16 protein-coding genes and 1 riboswitch are annotated in these 19,530 nt (G+C 65.1%); of the genes, 6 read left to right on the forward strand and 10 right to left on the reverse strand.

Annotation, left to right across the window (positions count from 1 at the left end):
- The first annotated feature begins 11 nt into the window (after positions 1 to 11).
- Positions 12 to 992, forward strand: coding sequence for an alpha/beta fold hydrolase (locus tag ACZY1F_RS00820; protein ID WP_463939775.1), 981 nt, complete (start codon positions 12 to 14; stop codon positions 990 to 992).
- A gap of 80 nt (positions 993 to 1,072) precedes the next feature.
- Complete coding sequence (locus ACZY1F_RS00825; RefSeq protein WP_463939776.1) at positions 1,073 to 1,807, forward strand: GAF and ANTAR domain-containing protein; 735 nt, start codon at positions 1,073 to 1,075, stop codon at positions 1,805 to 1,807.
- Positions 1,808 to 1,814: 7 nt separating this feature from the next.
- Here the strand turns inward: ACZY1F_RS00825 and ACZY1F_RS00830 are convergent, their stop codons facing one another.
- Positions 1,815 to 1,946, reverse strand: coding sequence for a hypothetical protein (locus tag ACZY1F_RS00830; RefSeq protein ID WP_463939777.1), 132 nt, complete (start codon positions 1,944 to 1,946; stop codon positions 1,815 to 1,817).
- A gap of 135 nt (positions 1,947 to 2,081) precedes the next feature.
- Here ACZY1F_RS00830 and ACZY1F_RS00835 point away from each other — a divergent pair, with 135 nt between their 5' ends.
- On the forward strand, positions 2,082 to 2,822 hold the full coding sequence (locus ACZY1F_RS00835) for an ANTAR domain-containing protein (RefSeq protein WP_463939778.1): 741 nt from the start codon (positions 2,082 to 2,084) through the stop codon (positions 2,820 to 2,822).
- A gap of 101 nt (positions 2,823 to 2,923) precedes the next feature.
- Here the strand turns inward: ACZY1F_RS00835 and purU are convergent, their stop codons facing one another.
- The 9 genes from purU to gcvP form a co-directional block, all read right to left on the reverse strand.
- The gene (gene purU / locus ACZY1F_RS00840) at positions 2,924 to 3,778 is read right to left on the reverse strand and encodes a formyltetrahydrofolate deformylase (protein ID WP_463939779.1); all 855 of its coding nucleotides are present in this window, start codon (positions 3,776 to 3,778) and stop codon (positions 2,924 to 2,926) included.
- Positions 3,779 to 5,269, reverse strand: coding sequence for a D-serine/D-alanine/glycine transporter (cycA, locus tag ACZY1F_RS00845; protein WP_463939780.1), 1,491 nt, complete (start codon positions 5,267 to 5,269; stop codon positions 3,779 to 3,781). It abuts the gene before it with no gap.
- Positions 5,259 to 6,089 carry a methylenetetrahydrofolate reductase gene (locus ACZY1F_RS00850; RefSeq protein WP_463939781.1) on the reverse strand — a complete coding sequence of 277 codons (831 nt, stop codon included), beginning with the start codon at positions 6,087 to 6,089 and terminating at the stop codon, positions 5,259 to 5,261. The genes cycA and ACZY1F_RS00850 overlap by 11 nt, the downstream gene beginning before the upstream one ends.
- Positions 6,090 to 6,130: 41 nt before the next feature.
- A complete protein-coding gene (gene lipA / locus ACZY1F_RS00855) occupies positions 6,131 to 7,141 on the reverse strand; it encodes a lipoyl synthase (protein WP_463939782.1) in 1,011 nt (336 codons plus the stop codon).
- A 13-nt stretch (positions 7,142 to 7,154) separates the two neighbouring features.
- Positions 7,155 to 8,552, reverse strand: a complete 1,398-nt coding sequence (locus ACZY1F_RS00860) for an L-serine ammonia-lyase (RefSeq protein ID WP_463939783.1) — start codon at positions 8,550 to 8,552, stop codon at positions 7,155 to 7,157.
- 225 nt (positions 8,553 to 8,777) lie between these two features.
- A complete protein-coding gene (glyA, locus tag ACZY1F_RS00865; protein ID WP_463939784.1) occupies positions 8,778 to 10,100 on the reverse strand; it encodes a serine hydroxymethyltransferase in 1,323 nt (440 codons plus the stop codon).
- Between the two features lie 11 nt (positions 10,101 to 10,111).
- Positions 10,112 to 10,495 (reverse strand): glycine cleavage system protein GcvH, encoded by a 384-nt coding sequence (gene gcvH / locus ACZY1F_RS00870; RefSeq protein ID WP_160673887.1) that lies wholly within the window; start codon positions 10,493 to 10,495, stop codon positions 10,112 to 10,114.
- 255 nt (positions 10,496 to 10,750) lie between these two features.
- On the reverse strand, positions 10,751 to 11,863 hold the full coding sequence (gene gcvT, locus ACZY1F_RS00875) for a glycine cleavage system aminomethyltransferase GcvT (RefSeq protein ID WP_463939785.1): 1,113 nt from the start codon (positions 11,861 to 11,863) through the stop codon (positions 10,751 to 10,753).
- A gap of 22 nt (positions 11,864 to 11,885) precedes the next feature.
- Positions 11,886 to 14,738, reverse strand: coding sequence for an aminomethyl-transferring glycine dehydrogenase (gene gcvP / locus ACZY1F_RS00880; RefSeq protein WP_463939786.1), 2,853 nt, complete (start codon positions 14,736 to 14,738; stop codon positions 11,886 to 11,888).
- 160 nt (positions 14,739 to 14,898) lie between these two features.
- A riboswitch (glycine riboswitch) is annotated at positions 14,899 to 14,996 on the reverse strand.
- A gap of 248 nt (positions 14,997 to 15,244) precedes the next feature.
- Between gcvP and helR the strand changes: the two genes are divergently transcribed.
- The 3 genes from helR to ACZY1F_RS00895 all read left to right on the forward strand — a co-directional run bounded on the left by helR (position 15,245) and on the right by ACZY1F_RS00895 (position 19,457).
- Positions 15,245 to 17,434: an RNA polymerase recycling motor ATPase HelR gene (gene helR / locus ACZY1F_RS00885; protein ID WP_463939787.1), complete on the forward strand. Its 2,190-nt coding sequence runs from the start codon at positions 15,245 to 15,247 to the stop codon at positions 17,432 to 17,434.
- Positions 17,435 to 17,752: 318 nt separating this feature from the next.
- Positions 17,753 to 18,139, forward strand: a complete 387-nt coding sequence (locus ACZY1F_RS00890) for a dihydrofolate reductase family protein (protein WP_463939788.1) — start codon at positions 17,753 to 17,755, stop codon at positions 18,137 to 18,139.
- 688 nt (positions 18,140 to 18,827) lie between these two features.
- A complete protein-coding gene (locus ACZY1F_RS00895) occupies positions 18,828 to 19,457 on the forward strand; it encodes a DUF305 domain-containing protein (protein WP_463939789.1) in 630 nt (209 codons plus the stop codon).
- Positions 19,458 to 19,530 lie beyond the last annotated feature (73 nt).

The raw sequence follows: 19,530 nt of genomic DNA on the forward strand, positions 1-19,530 counted from the left end.
GGAGGTGGGCCATGCCGCTACGCAGCTTCTTCCGCCGCAGGCGGGGACTGCGGGTCATCGCTGCGGTGGCGCTGACGGTGCTGGGGCTGACGCTGGCCTCCACCTTGGCCAATCTGGTCATCGAAGGAGTTGAGCACTCAAACTCCACCCCTTATGGCGAACGCATCCAGATCGAGCAGGGAACCATCAACGTCTCCCGGACCGGCGAAACCGGCCCCACCCTGGTGCTGCTCACTGGACTTGGCACGCCGGCACCGGCGCTGGACTTTGCGCCGCTGATCCGGGAATTGGACGGCTACCGGACGGTGGTTGTGGAGGGGTTCGGCTACGGCTACAGCGACATGACCGCCAGGCCTCGGACCATCGAGAACATCTCCGAGGAACTTCACGAGGTGCTCGCAAAACTCGGCATTACGGGCCCGTACGTTCTTGCGGGCCACTCGATCGCGGGCTTCACCACCTTGTACTACGCCAACAAATACCCCGCGGAAGTGTCCGCTGTGATCGGCATCGACGCCACAGTGCCTACCGCAGCCCCGGCATCTCCGGGCTCTCCGGCACCCGCTGATGCGCCGCCGTCGGGCAATTTCTGGGAACGCATGCCGTCCACCACTGGCCTGGTCCGCTGGGCGGCGGCCTTGGGCCTGACGGACCCGGACAGCAGCAGCTATACGCCGGCCGAAATAGCTCACATGCGCATGCTCACCGGCTGGAACTTCGGCAACGCGGCCGTGACTGACGAAACCAACCGGGTGGGCGAGAACGCCCTGAAACTGGAGGGCCTCAGCTACCCCAGCCAGATCCCGGTGCTGATGTTGCTGGCGCAGAAAACCCTGGACGAGCGGCCCGAGTGGGTGAGTCTCCATGAACGCCAGATGCTCAACGTCGCACGCCATGAGCTGGTGGTCCTTGACGGCCAGCACTACCTGCACTGGACCCAGTCCCAGGAGATGGCGAAAAAGATTGACGAGTTCCTGGGCAACAATCCGTAAATTTCGAAGGGCTCAACTACTGTGTGTCACCGCGCTGATGGCACGCTTGTGGGCACCATGCGTTCGGCTTAGATTTGGGCATGACCAATTCGCCCGAACATGAGCTGCTCCTTGAGCTGCAGGACCTGATTATCGGCACGGGATCGGTGGCGGACTTCCTGGGCGGGCTCTCCGTCATCGCAGCGGCCGCACTGAGCCGCTCCGCCGGCGCAACGGTTGAATGCGGGGTCACTCTCAAGCTCGCTAGGAAGACCGCAACGGTGGGCGGCAGCACAGAGCGCGCCATCCACCTGGACCGCATCGAACAGGCCGTGGGCGAGGGGCCCTGCCTCACAGCGTTGAAGGTAGCGACCCCTGTGCTGCTGGCCGATGTCCACACCGACCCACGCTGGCCCACCTATCAGAAACGCCTGATCGAAGAGGGCATCCACAGCGCCCTCGGCGTCCCCCTTGAACTCGGTCAAAACGCGGCCGCGGTCCTGAACTTCTTCGCGCCGGCCACCGGCGTGTTCACCGATGCGACCATCCGTGAGGCAGCCAGCTTCGCCGACGTGGCCGGCAATGCCGTCCGCCTGGCCGTCAGGGTGGGAACCGCCGAAAACGCCGCGGATGACCTGAGCGCGGCGATGATGAGCCGCACAGCTATCAACCTTGCCAGCGGCATCATCATGGCCCAGAACCGCTGCAGCCAGACCGAGGCGATGTCAATCCTGATGAAGGTCTCCAGCCACCGGAACCAGAAGCTCCGCGACGTAGCCGACGAGATCGTCCGGAAGGTCTCCGGCGAGGAAGCCAGCACCTACTTCGACATGTAGGGCCGGGTTAGGGCTCCGCCTGAAGTACAGCCAGGCTCACGTGCTGGCCATCGTCCTCGGCCTTGGCGGCACGGAATTCGGCGAGGTCCGCCGCGTCGTCGAGCTGCTGCAGGACTTCGACGTCCGGTTCAGTGTTCACATGCACAGTCTATTCCGCGACGCTCCGTTCCCGGTCCTGCTGCTCCTCTGCAGGAAAAAGCGAGTACTCACTACTCGTGTACTTGCCCGCCGAGGCTCTTACGATGAGGGCGTACCGACACATGAGGACTGGGGCATGATGATCGATCAATTGGTGGACTGGCGCGGCTCAGGCGTCCTGCTGGACATCCGGGGACACTCGGAAGCGGCATCGGCGTGTGCCCTTGCCCGGATCGCGGCTTCCGTCGTGAGCGACATGGCAGACTCCCCCGTGGAATGCACGGTGAGCATCATGCGGCCGGACGGGGCGCCCTTCACAGCGGCAACCACCGACGGCGCCGGCGGCCTTTCCCGCTGGGACCAGCTCACCGGACGGGGCCCCACCTCGCGGGCACTGGGCGGGCGCCTAACCATCATTGTCAATGCCCACTCCCTGGACAAGCGCTGGGATGAGTACCCGGCCGCTCTCAGGGCAGCCGGCTTCCGGTCCGCGGTCGCCGTGCCATTACAGCTGGAACGCGGCTACCGGGCCGCACTGACGTTGTATTCGGCGGAAACGAACGTGTTCACCCCGGTTGTGGCCGCCCAGGCGCTGGCTTTCTCCGACGTGGCGGCCAAAAGCCTGGTCCTGGCCCTGCAGGTACGGGCGGGCCTGGCCCAATCCGCGGATCTCCGCGCAGCCATGGCCAGCCGCACCGCGATCAACACCGCCTGCGGGGTGATCATGGGCCAGAACCAGTGCTCCTACGAGGCGGCGTTCCAGATCCTCACCGCCGCCTCCAGCCACCGGAACGTGACCCTCCGCGACGTCGCCGAAAGAATGCTGTGTACCCTGCCCGGCGGCGTTCCGGCCACACACTTCCAGCAGCGCGGCTGAGCCGGCTCCCCACCCCGCGAATGTAGGTAGCAGCACATGTCGTTATGAGGGCTCATAACGACATGTGCTGCTACCTAGTTGGGTGGGGACGCACAGAACGGTCAGCGCAGAACCACTGTCCGCCCGCCGTCGAGCATTACCCGGCCCTCACAGTGCCACCGCACCGCGTTGCTCAGCGCCTTGCATTCAGCGTCGCGGCCCACGCGGACCAGGTCGTCCGCCGTGTACGTGTGGTCCACGTCGATGACCTGCTGGGCGATGATCGGGCCCTCATCCAGCTCCGCGTTGACGTAGTGGGCCGTGGCGCCCACGGTTTTCACTCCACGGTCGTAGGCCTGGTGGTACGGCTTGGCGCCCTTGAAGCTGGGCAGGAACGAGTGGTGGATGTTGATGGTTTTCCCCGTCAGCTTCGCCGACAGCTCATCGCTGAGGACCTGCATGTAGCGGGCCAGGACCACCAGTTCCACGTCGAACTCGTCCACGAGCTCCACCAGGCGCGCTTCCTGCGCCGGCTTGGTCTCCTTGGTGACCGGGAGGTGGAAGAACGGGATGTCGTGCCACTTGACCAGCTCCTCGTGGTCCGTGTGGTTGGAGACCACGGCCACGATTTCCACCGGCAGATCGCCCGTGCGGGCCCGGAACAGCAGGTCGTTGAGGCAGTGCCCGAACTTGGACACCATCACCAGGACCCGGCGCTTGCGGCCGTGCGGCTCCAGCTGCCAGTTCATGGCCCACTCAGCGGCCAAGGGCTTGAAGTCCCGGCGCAGCTCCTCCGTGCTGAAGGCGGTCTTCCCGGCTGCGAAGTGCAACCGCATAAAGAACTGCTGGGCCTGGCGGTCGCCGAAGTGCTTGGTGTCGATAATGTCGCGGTCGTGATCCAGCAGGTACCCGGTGATCGCGTGGACGATCCCCGGGGACTCCGCGCAGTTGACCGTCAGAACGTGTTCGGTTTCCACTTAGCTCTCCCGCGAAGCCTTCGCGTCGGCGAGCTCAGCCTCCGCGGCCTTCTCGTCTGCCACCACCTTTTCGCCGGCGAGGTCCTTCTGGAACTCCGCATAGCGGGCCAGGTGGGACGGGCGCTTGCGCAGGATGACCCAGGCGATGCCCAGCAGGACGAACCAGATGGGGGTGACCAGCAGCGCCACCAGCGTGTCCGGCTGTGTGGTCAGCGCCCACAGGACGAACGCGAAGAACGCGAACACCACCCAGACCATGGGGACGCCGCCGGGCATCTTGTACTTCGAGGACTCGTGCAGGTGCGGGCGGCGTGAGCGGAACTTCAGGTAGCTGGCCATGATGATGGACCAGACGAAGACGAAGCAGACGGCGGACACGGTGGTGACCATGTCGAAGGCCTTGCCGATGTCCGAGCCCGCGTACATCAGGATGACGCCGGAGAGCAGCAGGATGCAGGAGAGGAACAGGGCGTTCTGCGGGACCTTGCGGGCGGACAGGCGGCTGAACACGGTGGGCGCGTCGCCCTCCTGGGCCAGGCCGTAGACCATGCGGGAGGTGGAGTAGATGCCGGAGTTGGCCGAGGACATGGCCGAGCTGAGCACCACGAGGTTCACCACGGTGGCTGCGGCGCCGAGGCCGGCCAGGGAGAACATGGCGATGAACGGGCTGTGGCCGGCCTGGAACTGGGTCCAGGGTGTGACGGACATCAAGATGATGAGGGCGCCTACGTAGAAGAGCAGCACGCGGATGGGGATGGAGTTGATGGCCTTGGGCAGGTTCTTCTCGGGGTCCTTGGCTTCGGCGGCGGTGGTGCCTACGAGCTCAATGCCCACAAAGGCGAAGACGGCGATCTGGAAGCCGGCAACAAAGCCCATGAATTCGTTGGGGAACATCCCGCCGTGGCTCCACAGGTTCGTGAAGGTGGCCGGGCCGGCGTCGGACTGGAAACCGCTGAAGATCATAAACAGGCCCACGATGATGAGCGCGGCGATGGCGATGATCTTGATCAGCGCGAACCAGAACTCGGTCTCACCGAACGCCCGCACCGTTGCGAGGTTCAGGAGGAGCAGGATGGCGATGGTGACCAGGCCGGGGATCCACAGGGGCAGCGAGGGCCAGAGTTCCTTCGAGTAGCCGGCGATGGCGATCACGTCCGCGATCCCGGTGATCACCCAGCAGAACCAGTAGGTCCAGCCGGTGAAGAAGCCGGCCCACGGGCCCAGCAGGTCGGCCGCGAAGTCGCTGAAGGACTTGTAGTTCAGGTTGGACAGCAGCAATTCGCCCATGGCCCGCATGACGAAGAACAGCATGAAGCCGATGATCATGTAGACGAAAATGACGGACGGGCCGGCGGCCGAGATGGTTTTGCCTGAGCCCATGAACAGACCGGTGCCGATGGCGCCGCCAATGGCGATCAGCTGGATGTGCCTGTTGCTGAGCTGGCGTTCAAGGTGGGGAGTCTGGGGGGAAACGGTGGTCTTACTGCTCACGTGCTGCTCCTCGATTCAATGCTGGCTGGAGTGCCGTTGGGGATGATGCGAGGCCCGCTTCGTTGGGGACCGCATCGAGGTTGTTGAAGCTGTAAAGATGGATGCCGGCGATGCCGGGCTGGCTTTCGAGCCCGGCCACCAGGGTGTGGGGTGAGTAGCGGTCGCCGCTGAGCAGCTTGCGCGCCAGCGTCCCTTTGCTGCTGAGGAACTTCAGGGAACTCCCGACGCCGATCTGCGTGGCAAGTGCCAGCAGCTTGGTCCGCGGGACGGACCCCGCCACGCCCGCCCAGACGGGCAGGTTCACGCCTTCCCGGCGAAGGAGCGCCGCGTAGTCGAGGATTTTGGGCGCGTCGAAACACATCTGGGTGACCACGTGGGTGGCCAGGTCCTTCTTGTCCTGCAAGGCATCGACCAGGTCCAGCGCGGCCACGGTCGGGTGGCCTTCCGGGTAGCCTGCCACGCCGGCGCGCATCCGGCCGCCGGTGTACTGGGCGATGTCCTCGAGCAGCGGGAGGGCTGAGTGGTACGGTCCGGCGGGCTGCTTCCGGTCGCCGCCGATCACAAACACCTCGCCGATGCCGGCACCATCACACTCCCGCATGATCCGGGTCAGTTCGGCCCGGTCATGGATGCTGCGCGCGGCCAGATGCGGGATGACTGTGTAGCCGAGGGTGCTCAGTTCCACCGACGTGCGCATGGTCCGCTCGATGCCGTGGTGCGGCAGGCACGTCATGGTCAGCGTGGTGGTCAGCGGAACCAGCGCCTGGACCTGGTCAACGATCCCGGTTGAGGGGATGATTTCGATTCTTGTGGGGAGCATCTTCGGTCCTTTCCTGAAAATCGGCTCTGAAAACGGGGCGGTCAGCTGGCGTGGGCTGCCAGGAGTGAGCTGGCTTCCTGGCGGGTGCTGCCGGAGGACTCGATGTGGGCCAGCTGGGCCGGGATTTCCCAGCCCTTCTTCCGCATCGCGGTGGCCCAGAGCCGGCCGGCCCGGTACGAGGAACGGACGAGCGGCCCGGACATGACGCCGAGGAAGCCGATCTCCTTGGCCTCGTCCTGCAGGTCCACGAACTCCTGCGGCTTGACCCACCGGTCCACCGGCAGGTGCCGTTCGGACGGGCGCAGGTACTGGGTGATGGTGATCAGGTCGCAGCCGGCCTCGTGCAGGTCCCGCAGCGCCTCGGAGATCTCCTCACGGGTCTCGCCCATGCCCAGGATCAGGTTCGACTTCGTCACCATCCCGAGCTTCCGGCCCTGGGTGATGACATCCAGGGACCGCTCATACCGGAACGCCGGCCGGATCCGCTTGAAAATCCTGGGCACCGTCTCCACGTTGTGCGCAAAGACCTCGGGCTTGGAATCGCAGATCGCCTCGATGTGCTCGGGCTTGCCGGAAAAGTCAGGGATCAACAGTTCGACGCCGGTGCCCGGGTTCAGCTCGTGGATCTTCCGGACCGTCTCGGCGTACAGCCACACACCCTCATCGGCCAGATCATCCCGGGCCACCCCCGTGACGGTGGCGTAGCGCAGCTGCATGGCCAGGACCGAGCGGGCCACCTTCGTGGGCTCGAACATGTCCACCGGGGAGGGCTTGCCCGTGTCGATCTGGCAGAAATCACAGCGGCGGGTGCATTCGGACCCGCCGATCAGGAACGTGGCTTCCTTGTCTTCCCAGCACTCAAAAATGTTGGGGCAGCCGGCCTCCTCACACACCGTGTGCAGGCCTTCCTTCTTGACCAGGTTCTTGAGCTGGACGTACTCGGGTCCCATCTGGACCTTCGCCTTGATCCACTCCGGCTTCCGCTCCACAGGTACTGCAGAGTTCCGCTGCTCAACGCGCAGCAGCTTCCGGCCTTCTGGTGCCAGTGTCATCAGTTCTCTTCCCTTAGCATTCAACTACGTTGACGGCGAGGCCGCCCATGGCTGTTTCCTTGTACTTGGAGCTCATGTCCCTGCCGGTCTCGCGCATGGTCACGATCACCTCATCCAAAGAAACGCGGTGCGTTCCGTCCCCCCAGAGCGCCATCTTCGCGGCGTTGATGGCCTTCGCCGCCGCGATCGCGTTGCGTTCGATGCACGGCACTTGGACCAGCCCGCCGATCGGATCACACGTCAGGCCCAGGTTGTGTTCCATCGCGATCTCCGCCGCGTTTTCCACCTGCTGGGGTGTGCCGCCCAGCACCTCCGCGAGGGCACCGGCCGCCATGGACGACGCCGATCCCACCTCGCCCTGGCAGCCCACCTCGGCACCCGAAATGGACGCCTGTTCCTTGTACAGCACCCCGATGGCACCGGCCGTGAGCAGGAACTTGACCACAACGTCGTCGCGGTCTTCCTGCGTGGCCTTGTCCATTCCGGGTGCGAAATGCAGTGCGTAGTAGAGGACTGCCGGGATGATCCCCGCAGCGCCGTTGGTGGGCGCCGTGACCACCCGGCCGCCGGACGCGTTCTCCTCGTTCACTGCCAGGGCGATGAGGTTCACCCATTCCTGCCAGTATTTCGGGTCCCGGTCCTTGTCCTCCTTTTCGAGGCGCTCATGCCAGTCCGGAGCACGACGGCGGACCTTCAGTCCGCCGGGCAGCAGCCCCTCACGCTTGAGGCTGGTTGCCACACATTCCTCCATGACGGAGTAGATGTGCAGCAGGCCTTCGCGGATTTCTTGTTCGGTGCGGGAGGCGCGCTCGTTGACGAACATGATGTCGCCGATGGACAGGCCCTTGGACTGGCACCGGCCCAGGAGCTCCGCAGCGGTGCGGAACGGCAGCGGCAGTTCCTTTTTGGACTCGTCCAGTTCCTTCAGGGCGGCGTCCTCTTCGCCTTCGCGGACAATGAAGCCACCGCCCACGGAGAAGAACGTGGCCTTGTGCAGGACTTCCCCCTCGTTGTCGCTGACTGTGAAGGTCATGCCGTTGGTGTGCCGCGGCAGGACAGTGAGCGGGCGCAGGACCATGTCCTTGACGCCGTACGGAAGGGGCACGGACCCGGCGAGCTGGAGGGTGCCGGTATCGGCGATCGCGGCGAGCCGCTCCTCCACCTCGGCCGGCAGGATCTTTTCCGGGTGAAAACCCTCCAGGCCCAGCAGGATGGCCGTCATGGTGCCGTGGCCGTGGCCAGTTGCTGCGAGCGACCCATAGAGGTCCACCCGCAGCCCCGCCACCTTGTCCAGGCTGCCGGAGCCCTTGACCTCTTCAGCAAACACCGCGGCAGCGCGCATCGGTCCAACGGTGTGAGAGCTCGAAGGCCCGATCCCGACGGAGAACAAATCAAAGACTCCAACGGCCATGTGCGTTTCCTAACTAAAAAATTACTAATGACGAGCCGGGCATCCTGCGTAAGCGGCAGGAAGTCCGAACTCCCTGTAGGGGCTGGCGGAGCCGGGCTTTTCGAAAGCGTGCGTCAAAGCGAGGTACTGGGCCCACACCGGCAGGGTTCCCTGGCCGAGCTTGCGAGGCTAGGGTGCCGGTGGGGCGCAGCACGCGTGAAAAGTCCGGTCCGCCGGTCCCGGACACTACCCGAGGTTGGCGACAGACGGGTACAGCGGGTGGGCAGCGGCGAGTGCCTCTACCCGGTGACGCAGATCCGAAAGGTCCGCGTCGGCGTCGGCAATCAATGCCTCGGCGATGATGTCCGCAACTTCACGGAAGGCTGCCTCGCCGAACCCACGGGTGGCCAGCGCGGGGGTGCCGATCCGGAGGCCGGAGGTGACCATCGGCGGGCGCGGGTCGAACGGCACTGCGTTACGGTTGACGGTGATGTCAATCGCGGCCAGGCGGTCCTCGGCCTGCTGGCCGTCCAGCTCGCAGTTGCGCAGGTCAACCAGGACCAGGTGCACGTCGGTGCCGCCGGAGATCACGTTGATGCCCTTGGCGGTGACGTCGGGCTGGACCAGGCGGTCGGCCAGGATGCTGGCACCGGCCAGGACGCGTTCCTGGCGTTCCTTGAACTCAGGCGTTGCCGCGATCTTGAAGGCCACAGCCTTGCCGGCGATGACGTGCTCCAGCGGGCCGCCCTGCTGTCCGGGGAAGACAGCCGAGTTGATCTTCTTGGCGATCGCGGCGTCGTTGGAGAGGATGATGCCGCCGCGCGGACCGGCGAGGGTCTTGTGTGTGGTGGACGTGGTGACGTGGGCGTGCGGCACCGGGCTCGGGTGCAGGCCAGCTGCCACCAGACCGGCGAAGTGCGCCATGTCCACCATCAGGAAGGCACCCACCAGATCGGCGATCCGGCGGAACTCGGCGAAGTCCAGCTGGCGGGCGTAGGCCGACCAGCCCGCAACGATCAGCTGCGGCTTGTGTTCCAGCGCCAGGCGCTCCACCTCGGCCATGTCAATGGTGTGGGTGTCCTCGCGGACCTGGTACGGGACCACGTTGTAGAGCCTGCCGGAGAAGTTGATCTTCATGCCGTGGGTCAGGTGGCCGCCGTGGGCCAGGTTCAGGCCCATGATGGTATCGCCCGGCTTGATCAGCGCGTGCATGACCGAGGCGTTGGCCTGGGCGCCGGAGTGCGGCTGCACGTTGGCGAATTCGGCACCGAACAGGGCCTTGACCCTGTCGATGGCCAGCTGCTCGATGACGTCCACGTGCTCGCAGCCACCGTAGTAGCGCTTGCCCGGGTAGCCCTCGGCGTACTTGTTGGTCAGGACCGAACCCTGCGCCTGCATCACGGCAACGGCCGTGTGGTTCTCGGAGGCGATCATTTCCAGGCCATCGCGCTGGCGGCCCAATTCGTCGTCGATCTTGGCGGCGATCTCCGGGTCCAGCACCGACAGGTCGGTATCCAGGCTCGCGGAGACTACCTGCTCAAAGACTGCGGTGGCAGTTGTTGTGCCCATGGCCCCCGCGCTCACAGCTCGCCACCGTTGACTTCGGCGTATTCCTGCGCGGACAGCAGCGGGCCCTCGGACTCAACGGTGACCTTGAACAGCCAGCCGGCACCATAGGGATCGGAGTTGATCAGTGCGGGATCGCTCACGGCGCCGTCATTGATCTCCGTGACCTCGCCGGTCACCGGGGAGTAAAGGTCAGAAACGGACTTGGTGGACTCGATCTCACCGCAGGTCTCCCCCGCGGTCACCGTGGAACCAACCTCGGGCAGGTCCACATACACGATGTCGCCCAGCGCTTCAGCGGCAACAGCGGACACGCCAACAACGGACGGACCAGAGCCATCAAAGGCGATCCACTCGTGCTCGGCGGAGTACTTCAGTTCAGCGGCAACCTTAGCCATGTGTGTGTTTCCTTAAGTTTGGACTTCAAAAGTGAGAGAGCGTTCGCCCAAACACCGCAATAAGTGAGAGAGCGTCGGTCCAAAACGTGCAATAAGTGAGAGAGCGTCTAGAGGGGCCGGTGATCGAGCTTGTCGAGATCCAGGGTTTCGACAAGCTCAACCACCGGAGCAGGCGGTGTGGCTGGCATCCGGCAGCATGCGTCAGAGCGACGAAGGAGCAGCATGCAGAGGATGTCAGCCTCACCGCCCGGAGGACTACTTTTGGCGCTTGTAGAACGGCAGGGCGACAACCTCGAACGGCTCTGCCTTGCCGCGCAGGTCGATGTCCAGGGCGGTGCCAATCTCGGCGTGCTCGACGTCGACATAGGCCATCGCGACCGGGTATCCGAGGGTGGGGCTGGGCTGGCCGGAGGTGACTTCGCCAACCACGGCGCCGTCCTTGAGCACCGGGTAGTGCCCGCGGCCGGCACGACGGCCGAGACCTTTCAAGCCCACAAGCTTACGCTTGGATCCGGCTTCCTTGGCGGCTTCCAGGGCGGAGCGGCCCACGAAGTCGCCTTCCTTGCTCTTGAGCGCCACAACGCCGCCCAGGCCGGCGTCGAACGGCGACCGTTCGAGCGAAAGCTCGTTGCCGTAGAGCGGCATGCCGGCTTCGAGGCGGAGTGAATCGCGTGAGGCGAGGCCGCACGGAACGATGCCGAACTCGGCCCCTGCTTCGGCGACGGACGCCCAGAGGGAGGCGGCGCCGTCGTTCGCTACAAAGAGCTCGAAGCCGTCCTCGCCGGTGTAGCCGGTGCGGGCCAGGATGACGTTGTGGCCGGCCACGGTGAGCTCGTTGAACGCGTAGTACTTCAGGTCGGTGACCAGTGCGTGCTGGGCCTCGTCGGTCAGCTTGAGCAGGATGGCCTCGGCCTTGGGGCCCTGGACCGCGATCAGCGAGGTGATGGCGGAGGCGTCCTCCACCTTGACGTTGAACGCGGTGGCGCGTTCGGCCAGGGCGACGGCGACGGTGGGGGCGTTGCCCGCGTTGGGGACCACGAGGTACTTCTCGTCGCCGAAGCGGTACACGATGAGGTCATCGATGATGCCGCCATCGGAGTCGCAGATGAGCGAGTACTTGGCCTTGCCGTCCGCGATGGCGGAGAGCTTGCCAACCAACACGTAGTCAAGGAACGCGCCGGCTTCCAGGCCGGAGACCCAGACTTCGCCCATGTGGGAGAGGTCGAACAGGCCGGCAGCCTTGCGCACCGCGTGGTGCTCGGCCAGCTCGGAGCTGTACTTCAGGGGCATCTGCCAGCCACCGAAATCGGTGAAGGAAGCGCCGAGTTTCTTGTGCTCTTCGTAAAGAGCGGTGTAGTTCTCAGTCATTATGAAAGCCTTTCACACGAAACTAGTTCGCGAATTCCTCGATGGGCGGGCAGGAGCAGATGAGGTTGCGGTCCCCGGCTGCGCCGTCGATGCGGCCGACGGGCGGGAAGTACTTGTCCTGCTTGAGTGAGGCGAGGGGGAAGGCGGCCTGCTCACGCGGGTACTCCCGGGTCCAGTCGGAGGATACGACGGCGGACGCGGTGTGGGGTGCGTGGCGCAGCGGGCTGTTCTCCACGGTGAAGTCACCGTTGGCGACCTGGTCGATTTCCTTGCGGATGGTGATCATCGCATCGATGAACCGGTCGATCTCCACCAGGTCCTCGGACTCGGTGGGTTCCACCATCAGCGTGCCGGCAACCGGGAACGCCAGGGTGGGGGCGTGGAAGCCGTAGTCGATCAGGCGCTTGGCCACATCCTCGGCGGTCACGCCGGTCTTCGCCGTCAGCTCACGGAGGTCCAGGATGCACTCGTGCGCCACCAGCCCGCCCTCGCCGGTGTAGAGGACCGGGAAGTACTCGTTCAGCCGGGCCGCGACGTAGTTCGCCGCGAGCAGCGCCGACTTCGTCGCCTCGGTCAGACCCTCGGCACCCATCAGCTTCACATACGCCCAGGAGATCGGCAGGACACCGGCGGAGCCGTAGTTGGACGCGGAGATGGCCACGCCGTGACCGGACTCGTGGGCTGCCTTGTTGGCATCACCAGGCATAAACGGTGCCAGGTGCGCCTTGGCTGCGACCGGGCCAACACCCGGACCGCCGCCGCCATGCGGGATGCAGAACGTCTTGTGCAGGTTCAGGTGCGAGACGTCACCGCCGAACTTGCCCGGCTGCGCCAGACCCACAAGGGCGTTCAGGTTGGCGCCGTCCACGTAAACCTGGCCACCGGCCGCATGTACGGCGTCGCAGATCTCCGTCACGTCCGCGTCGTACACGCCGTGGGTGGAGGGGTATGTGATCATGATGGCCGAGAGGACATCCTGGTGGGCCTCGATCTTGGCGTTCAGGTCCGCATGGTCAATGCTGCCGTCCGGTGCCGTGGCGACCACAACCACCTTCATGCCCGCCAGGACAGCGGAGGCGGCGTTGGTGCCGTGCGCCGAGGCCGGGATCAGGCAGACCGTGCGCTGGTCATCGCCGCGGGAGAGGTGGTAGCCGCGGATCGCCAGCAGGCCCGCAAGCTCACCCTGGGAACCCGCGTTCGGCTGCAGGGACACCTGGTCGTAGCCGGTGATTTCCGCGAGGTCAGCCTCCAACCCGCCAATGAGTTCGCGCCAGCCCACGGTCTGGGAATCCGGGGCGAACGGGTGGATCGAGGCGAACTCCGGCCAGGAAATGGCTTCCATCTCCGCGGTGGCGTTCAGCTTCATGGTGCACGAACCCAACGGGATCATGGTCCGATCCAAGGCCAGGTCCCGGTCACTCAGCCTGCGGATGTAACGCAGCAGCTGGGTCTCGGAACGATGCGTGTTGAACACCGGATGCTGCAAGTACTCGGAGGTGCGGAGCACCGATTCGGGCAGTTCAAAGCCCTTCGCGTCCACCACGGGACCGGCACCGAAGGCGACGGCGATCGCGGAGAGGACATCCGTCGTCGTGGTTTCATCAGCGGAGACGCCAATGGTGTCCTCGTCGATGTGGCGCACGTTGATCCCGCGTGCCTCGGCGGCGGCGATGACCTTGGCGGCCTTGCCCGGGACGCGGACGGTGACGGTGTCGAAGAAGGTCTCGGTGACCAGTTCGCGGCCGGCGACCTTCAGCGTGGTGGCCAGGGTGCGGGCGTTGTGGTGGACGCGCTCGGCGATTGCTTTGAGGCCGTCGGGGCCGTGGTAAACGGCGTAGAAGGAGGAGACGATGGCCAGCAGCGCCTGCGCGGTGCAGATATTGGACGTGGCCTTCTCACGGCGGATGTGCTGCTCACGGGTCTGCAGCGCCAGGCGGTACGCGGGAGTCCCGGCGTCGTCCTTGGACACCCCGACCAGACGGCCCGGCATGGACCGCTCCAACCCCTTCGCCACGGCCATGTACGCCGCGTGCGGGCCGCCGAAGAACAACGGCACCCCGAAACGCTGGGTCGAGCCGACGGCGATATCCGCGCCCTGCTCCCCCGGAGGGGTGATCAGCGTCAACGCCAACAGGTCAGCCGCGACCGTGACGAGCGCGCCGCGTTCCTTGGCGGCTGCGATGACCTCGGCGTGGTTGAAGACCCGGCCGGACACGCCCGGCTGCTGCAGCACGATGCCGTTGATAACACCCTCGGGCAGGCCGGCGGAGAGGTCAGCGACCTCCACCTCGAACCCGAGCGCCTCGGCCCGGCCCTTCACGATCGCGATGGTCTGCGGCAGGCAATCAGCATCCAGGACCGTCTTGCCATCCCGGGCCTCCTTATTCTTATTCGCCCGGCGCATCATCAGCACAGCCTCGGCCACGGCCGTAGCTTCATCCAGCAGCGACGCGTTCGCGATCGGCAGGCCCACCAGGTCCTGGACCATGGTCTGGAAGTTCAGCAGCGCCTCGAGCCGGCCCTGCGAAATCTCCGGCTGGTACGGGGTGTAGGCGGTGTACCAGGCCGGGGCCTCGAGGATGTTCCGGCGGATGACGGCGGGAGTGACGGTGTCGTAGTAGCCCTGGCCGATCATCTGCACAGCCGTCTTGTTCTTCGCCGCCAGCTTCCGCAGCTCCGCAAGGACCTCAACCTCACTGAGGGCGTCCTTGAGGGCCAGCGGCTTGGCCTGGCGGATGGAGTCTGGAACGGCAACGTCCACGAGTCCGTCAACGCTGTCATAGCCAACGGCTTTGAGCATGGAGTCGATATCGGCCTGGCGGCGGGCACCGATATGCCGATCCGCGAAGGTGGTTGGTGCTGACTGAACGGTCATGAAGGAACTCCATAATTCAGGTGGCGCGCTGGGTACGCCACATTGATTCGGGTTCCTCCCCGCTCTGTATTGGACCTGAGAGTTTCCGCGCCCACCTGCTTTTACAGGGTGACGCTTGCACCGTCGGTGAGCCCGTTGCCGGACTACTTTCCAGAGTTGCCTAACCGCGGCGGTACGTGGGCCTGAGAGATTCCCGGAGAGGATTTGCTCCTACGGCGCCTGCTGAACGTACCGGCAGGACTCTCCCGCCGCAGATCAAAAGCACGTGCCACTTGATCAGTGACACGACTCACAGGTTAGCCCGATTCCGGGCCGCGTGCAAGATTTCGAGTGGCAACGGCGTCGCCAAGTCCCCCGACTAAGTAGCAGTAGATGTCGTTATGAGCCCTCAAAACGACATCTACTGCTACTTAGTTGGGATCAGGGAAAGGTCCCTTCTTATTTTCAATCTATAGCTCACAGGGGGGCTTGCGGCAAGGCCCCTGTGCGGCAGCAAAATTGTTGACGTGCCCCTGACTACCAGCGCGTTCAACCTTCCCCACAACCTCGCACCCAAGGCCAACCCGGCGCTGATCGGTGGCGACGAGCAGCACTTCGCGGCCATCGCAGTGAGCCTCGAGCACTCGATCGCCGACCTGTCCGACCGCCTCGACGCGGCGCGCAAAGCGCCCGGCCGTTTGGGCCAGGAGGCACTGGAGCGGGACGTGGAGATCCGCCGGCTGACGGCCCGCCTGCGCGCCCTGCGCCGTTACGGTTTGGACCTCTGCCTCGGACGCCTGGTCAGCGCAGGCCACCCCGAGCCCTTGTACATCGGGCGGCTTGGCCTCACGGACAGCGAGGGCGGCCGGCTGCTCATTGACTGGCGCTCCCCGGCGGCTGAGCCGTTCTTCGGCGCAACGTACGCCAATCCCATGGGCCTGGCCAGCCGCCGTCGGTATCGGTGGACGCGCGGCAGAATCAGCGACTACTGGGACGAGGTGTTCGTGCCAGGCGCATTCATGCCGGACGAGATGGAAGGGAACGCCGCCCTCGAAGACCTGTCCGCCTTCATCGCCAGCCTGGGCAGCAGCCGGTCCGCGCGGATGCAGGACGGGCTGGGCACCATCCAGGCTGACCAGGACGCCATCATCCGAGCCTCATCCCGCGGTGCCCTGGTGGTGGACGGCGGTCCGGGCACGGGCAAAACCGTCGTCGCCCTGCACCGCTCCGCGTACCTCCTCTACGCCGACCCCCGCATTGGCCACCGCGGCAGTCAGCATAACCGCGGTGTGCTGTTCATCGGTCCGCACCGGCCCTACCTGGCCTACGTGGCGGACGTCCTGCCCAGCCTCGGCGAGGAGGGCGTGCGGACCTGCACCCTGCGGGACCTCGTCCCCGAGGGAGCCGCGGCAGCGGTCGAAACCGACCCGGAGGTGGCCTTCCTGAAGTCGTCCGCGGACATGATCAAGGCGATCGAGCCGGCCGTCAAGTACTACGAGCGGCCGCCCACCGAGGGCATGAACGTCGAAACGCCGTACGCCGATATCTGGCTCAGCGCCGAAGAGTGGGCCGAGGCGTTCGACTCCCCTAGTCCCGGCACTCCGCACAACGAGGCACGCGACGAGGTCTGGGAGGAGCTGCTCACCATCATCGAGGACAAGCACGACGGCGGCGACCTCCCGGAAGGTATGCTGCGCCGTGCGCTGGCGCGTAACACGGAGCTGGTCTCTGCATTTAACGAGGCGTGGCCACTGCTCAACTACGCCGCGCTGGTGGGCGACCTCTGGCGCGTGCCCGCCTACCTGCGACTGTGCGCCCCCTGGCTCAGTCCCGACGAGGTGCAGAAGCTGCAACGCGTGGACCCTGGGGCCTGGACCACATCAGACTTGCCGCTCCTGGACGCGGCCCGGCAACGGCTCGGTGACCCCGAGGCGTCACGGCGCAAGCGCCGGCAGGACGCTGCCCTGGCTGCGGAGAAGGAGCTGATGGACCGGGTGGTGGATGACCTGATCGCGGCCGACGACTCCGAGCTGCTGGTGATGCGGATGCTGCGCGGGCAGGACCTGCAGGAGAAGCTGGTGGACGGGGACGCGCTGCCCACGGCCGGCCCGGATGTGCTCGCCGGGCCGTTCGCCCATGTGGTGGTGGACGAGGCGCAGGAGCTGACCGACGCAGAGTGGCAGATGCTGCTGCTCCGCTGCCCGTCCCGGAGCTTCACGATTGTTGGGGACCGCGCGCAGGCCAGGCACGGGTTCGCCGAGTCCTGGCAAGAACGGCTCCAGCGGATCGGAATGGCCGATGTGAATCTGGCGAGCCTCAGTATCAACTACCGGACGCCTGAGGAGGTCATGGCCGAAGCCGAGCCGGTCATCAGGGCCGCCCTACCGGACGCCAAGGTGCCCACCTCGATCCGGACCAGCGGAATCCCCGTTGTCCACGGATCGACGTCGGAGCTGGACCCGATCCTTGCCACATGGCTCGCAGCGCACGACGACGGGACCGCCTGCGTGATCGGCGCCCCTGACGCGGGACGCGGCTCACTCGGGGTGACGTCCCGCGTCAGGTGGCTGACCCCGGAATTGGTGAAGGGACTCGAGTTCGACCTGGTGATCCTTATGGACCCGGAGGCCTTCGGCTCCGGCATCGAAGGAGCGGTGGACCGCTACGTCTCGATGACCCGGGCCACCCGGCAACTTGTCGTCCTGACAAGCCCGTGACGTTTCACCTGGTTCCACCCGGGGCCGGAAGACCATGGCAGGGTCAAGTAAGTGCAGGCAACGACGCCGATCACGGGGGTGATTCGCCCGGCCGAATAGTGCGGCCTCCCGCGGGCCCGGGCAGCGGCGAGCCCGGCGATGCCGCATATGCGTTCCTGCCCAATGCGTTCTAGGAACTGCCCCACACCACTAGCCGGGCACTGACTCTCCCAAATGGCCACATAGTGAGTACGCTCGCAAGCGTCGAGTGCATTTCGCGGCTACATCGTTGTCTGGTGAAGGCGGGAGTGTCGCGGTGCAACTTTCGAAGGGAGCTCAATGCGCGCCGCCGTTGTCAGCAACATCGTTTCCCTGGACGGATTCTATGCCGCCCCCGATGGCAATCCGCTCGTACTGAACATGGACGAAGCCTTTGACGAATACAACCGTGAACGAATGGAAGCCGCAGATATTGTCTTCTTGGGACGGAAGTCGTTCGAGGGATTTAGCACTTATTGGCCGCACGTGGCCGAAGCTCCGGCCGATCCCGGCAACCGCGCACTCAGTGAGGACAATCGGCGCACCAGCCGCGCGTACAACTCCCTCGCTAAAGGAGTCGTTTCAGATAGCCTCAGAATCTCGTCCGACAGTCCTTGGGCGAAAAGCACCACTGTCGTGTCCAGAGCCGCTCAATCCCGCCCAGGTACGTTGAACCAGAAATCCTGACCGGCAGGAAAACTCCTGCCGGTAGGCTTAAAGCTTCGAACCTGCACGGAAGGGAGGAATCGTTATGACCGCACCATCCCGTGGTCCCCTCACCGCGTTCCTCCTACGTGCAGGATTTTTGACGGCGACCCTGGCCATCATCGCCGGCATCTTCGGCATGCACATCATGACAGGGGGGCACCATATAAGTGCCGCGCACAGCATGCCGGCAGCAGTCGGCGGCGAGTCAACGATGCACATGCCAAGCATTCCCGCCGGCCACTCCCATGCAACAGGGGCGTCGCCGGACGGGAGGGCAGTTACTCAAGCAGTAACTGGATCGTCGTCCTCGTGTGCCCCTGCAGGTTCCTGCCCCGAGATGTCCGCCGGGGGCAGTGCCTGCGTGTTGTCCCCGGGGAACACGTCGCTGTCAGCCCCTGCGCCTGGAACAGCACCCTACGCGTTACCGCACTTAGGGGTCGCGGCTGCAGCCAGCACGAACTATTCCTATTCGCCGGGTAGCCCCTCCCCTGGTGACCTCTGTATCAGCCGGACGTAAATTGCTCGACGGCGCCGTGTCCTTCCCGGCGCACCATCCAGTCATACGGCACGCATGAAACAGGCCCGCGCCCAGGAAGCGGCCGTCACTGCACGCAAACCCAAAGGCGCACCACGCGCCCGCTGATACTTTTTGAGGACCCTGATTTTCATGAGAAAGATCCTGACCATTTCCGCTGCCGCCATTGCCGCAGCAATCGCCCTCGCCGGATGCTCCGCCGGACCGGAAGCCGGAAGTTCGGCGACCGGCAGCATGCCCGGAATGAACCACGGGAGCTCCAGCTCAGCCCCGGCAACTTCGGCAGCAGCCTCGGCTGACTTCAACGACGCGGACAGCATATTCGCGCAGATGATGATCCCCCACCATGCCCAGGCCGTGTCCATGAGCGACATCATGCTCAAGAAGGAAGGAATTCCCGCCGCGGTAACCGATCTGGCCACGAAGATCAAGGCCGCCCAGGGACCGGAGATTGAGAAGATGACCAGCTGGCTTAAGAGCTGGGGACAGCCCACCGAAATGCCAACCGGCATGGCCCCTGGACACGGCATGTCCGGGATGATGGGCGAGGAAGACATGGCCAAACTCGAGGCCGCCCAGGGCACCGAGGCCGCCAAACTGTTCCTCACCCAGATGATCGCCCACCACGAAGGCGCCGTCATGATGGCCAAGACCGAGACCACCGACGGCAAGAACGCTGACGCGGTCCAGCTCAGCAAGGACATCGTCAGTTCCCAGGAAGCCGAAATCCAGGAAATGAAAGACCTGCTGGCCACCCTGTAGCCAGCACACCACGGCACCGGCCCCGCCCCCTGAGGGTCGGTGCCTCCCCCATACACATTTCCCGGATCACTCT

This window comes from Pseudarthrobacter xylosi (assembly GCF_055412765.1).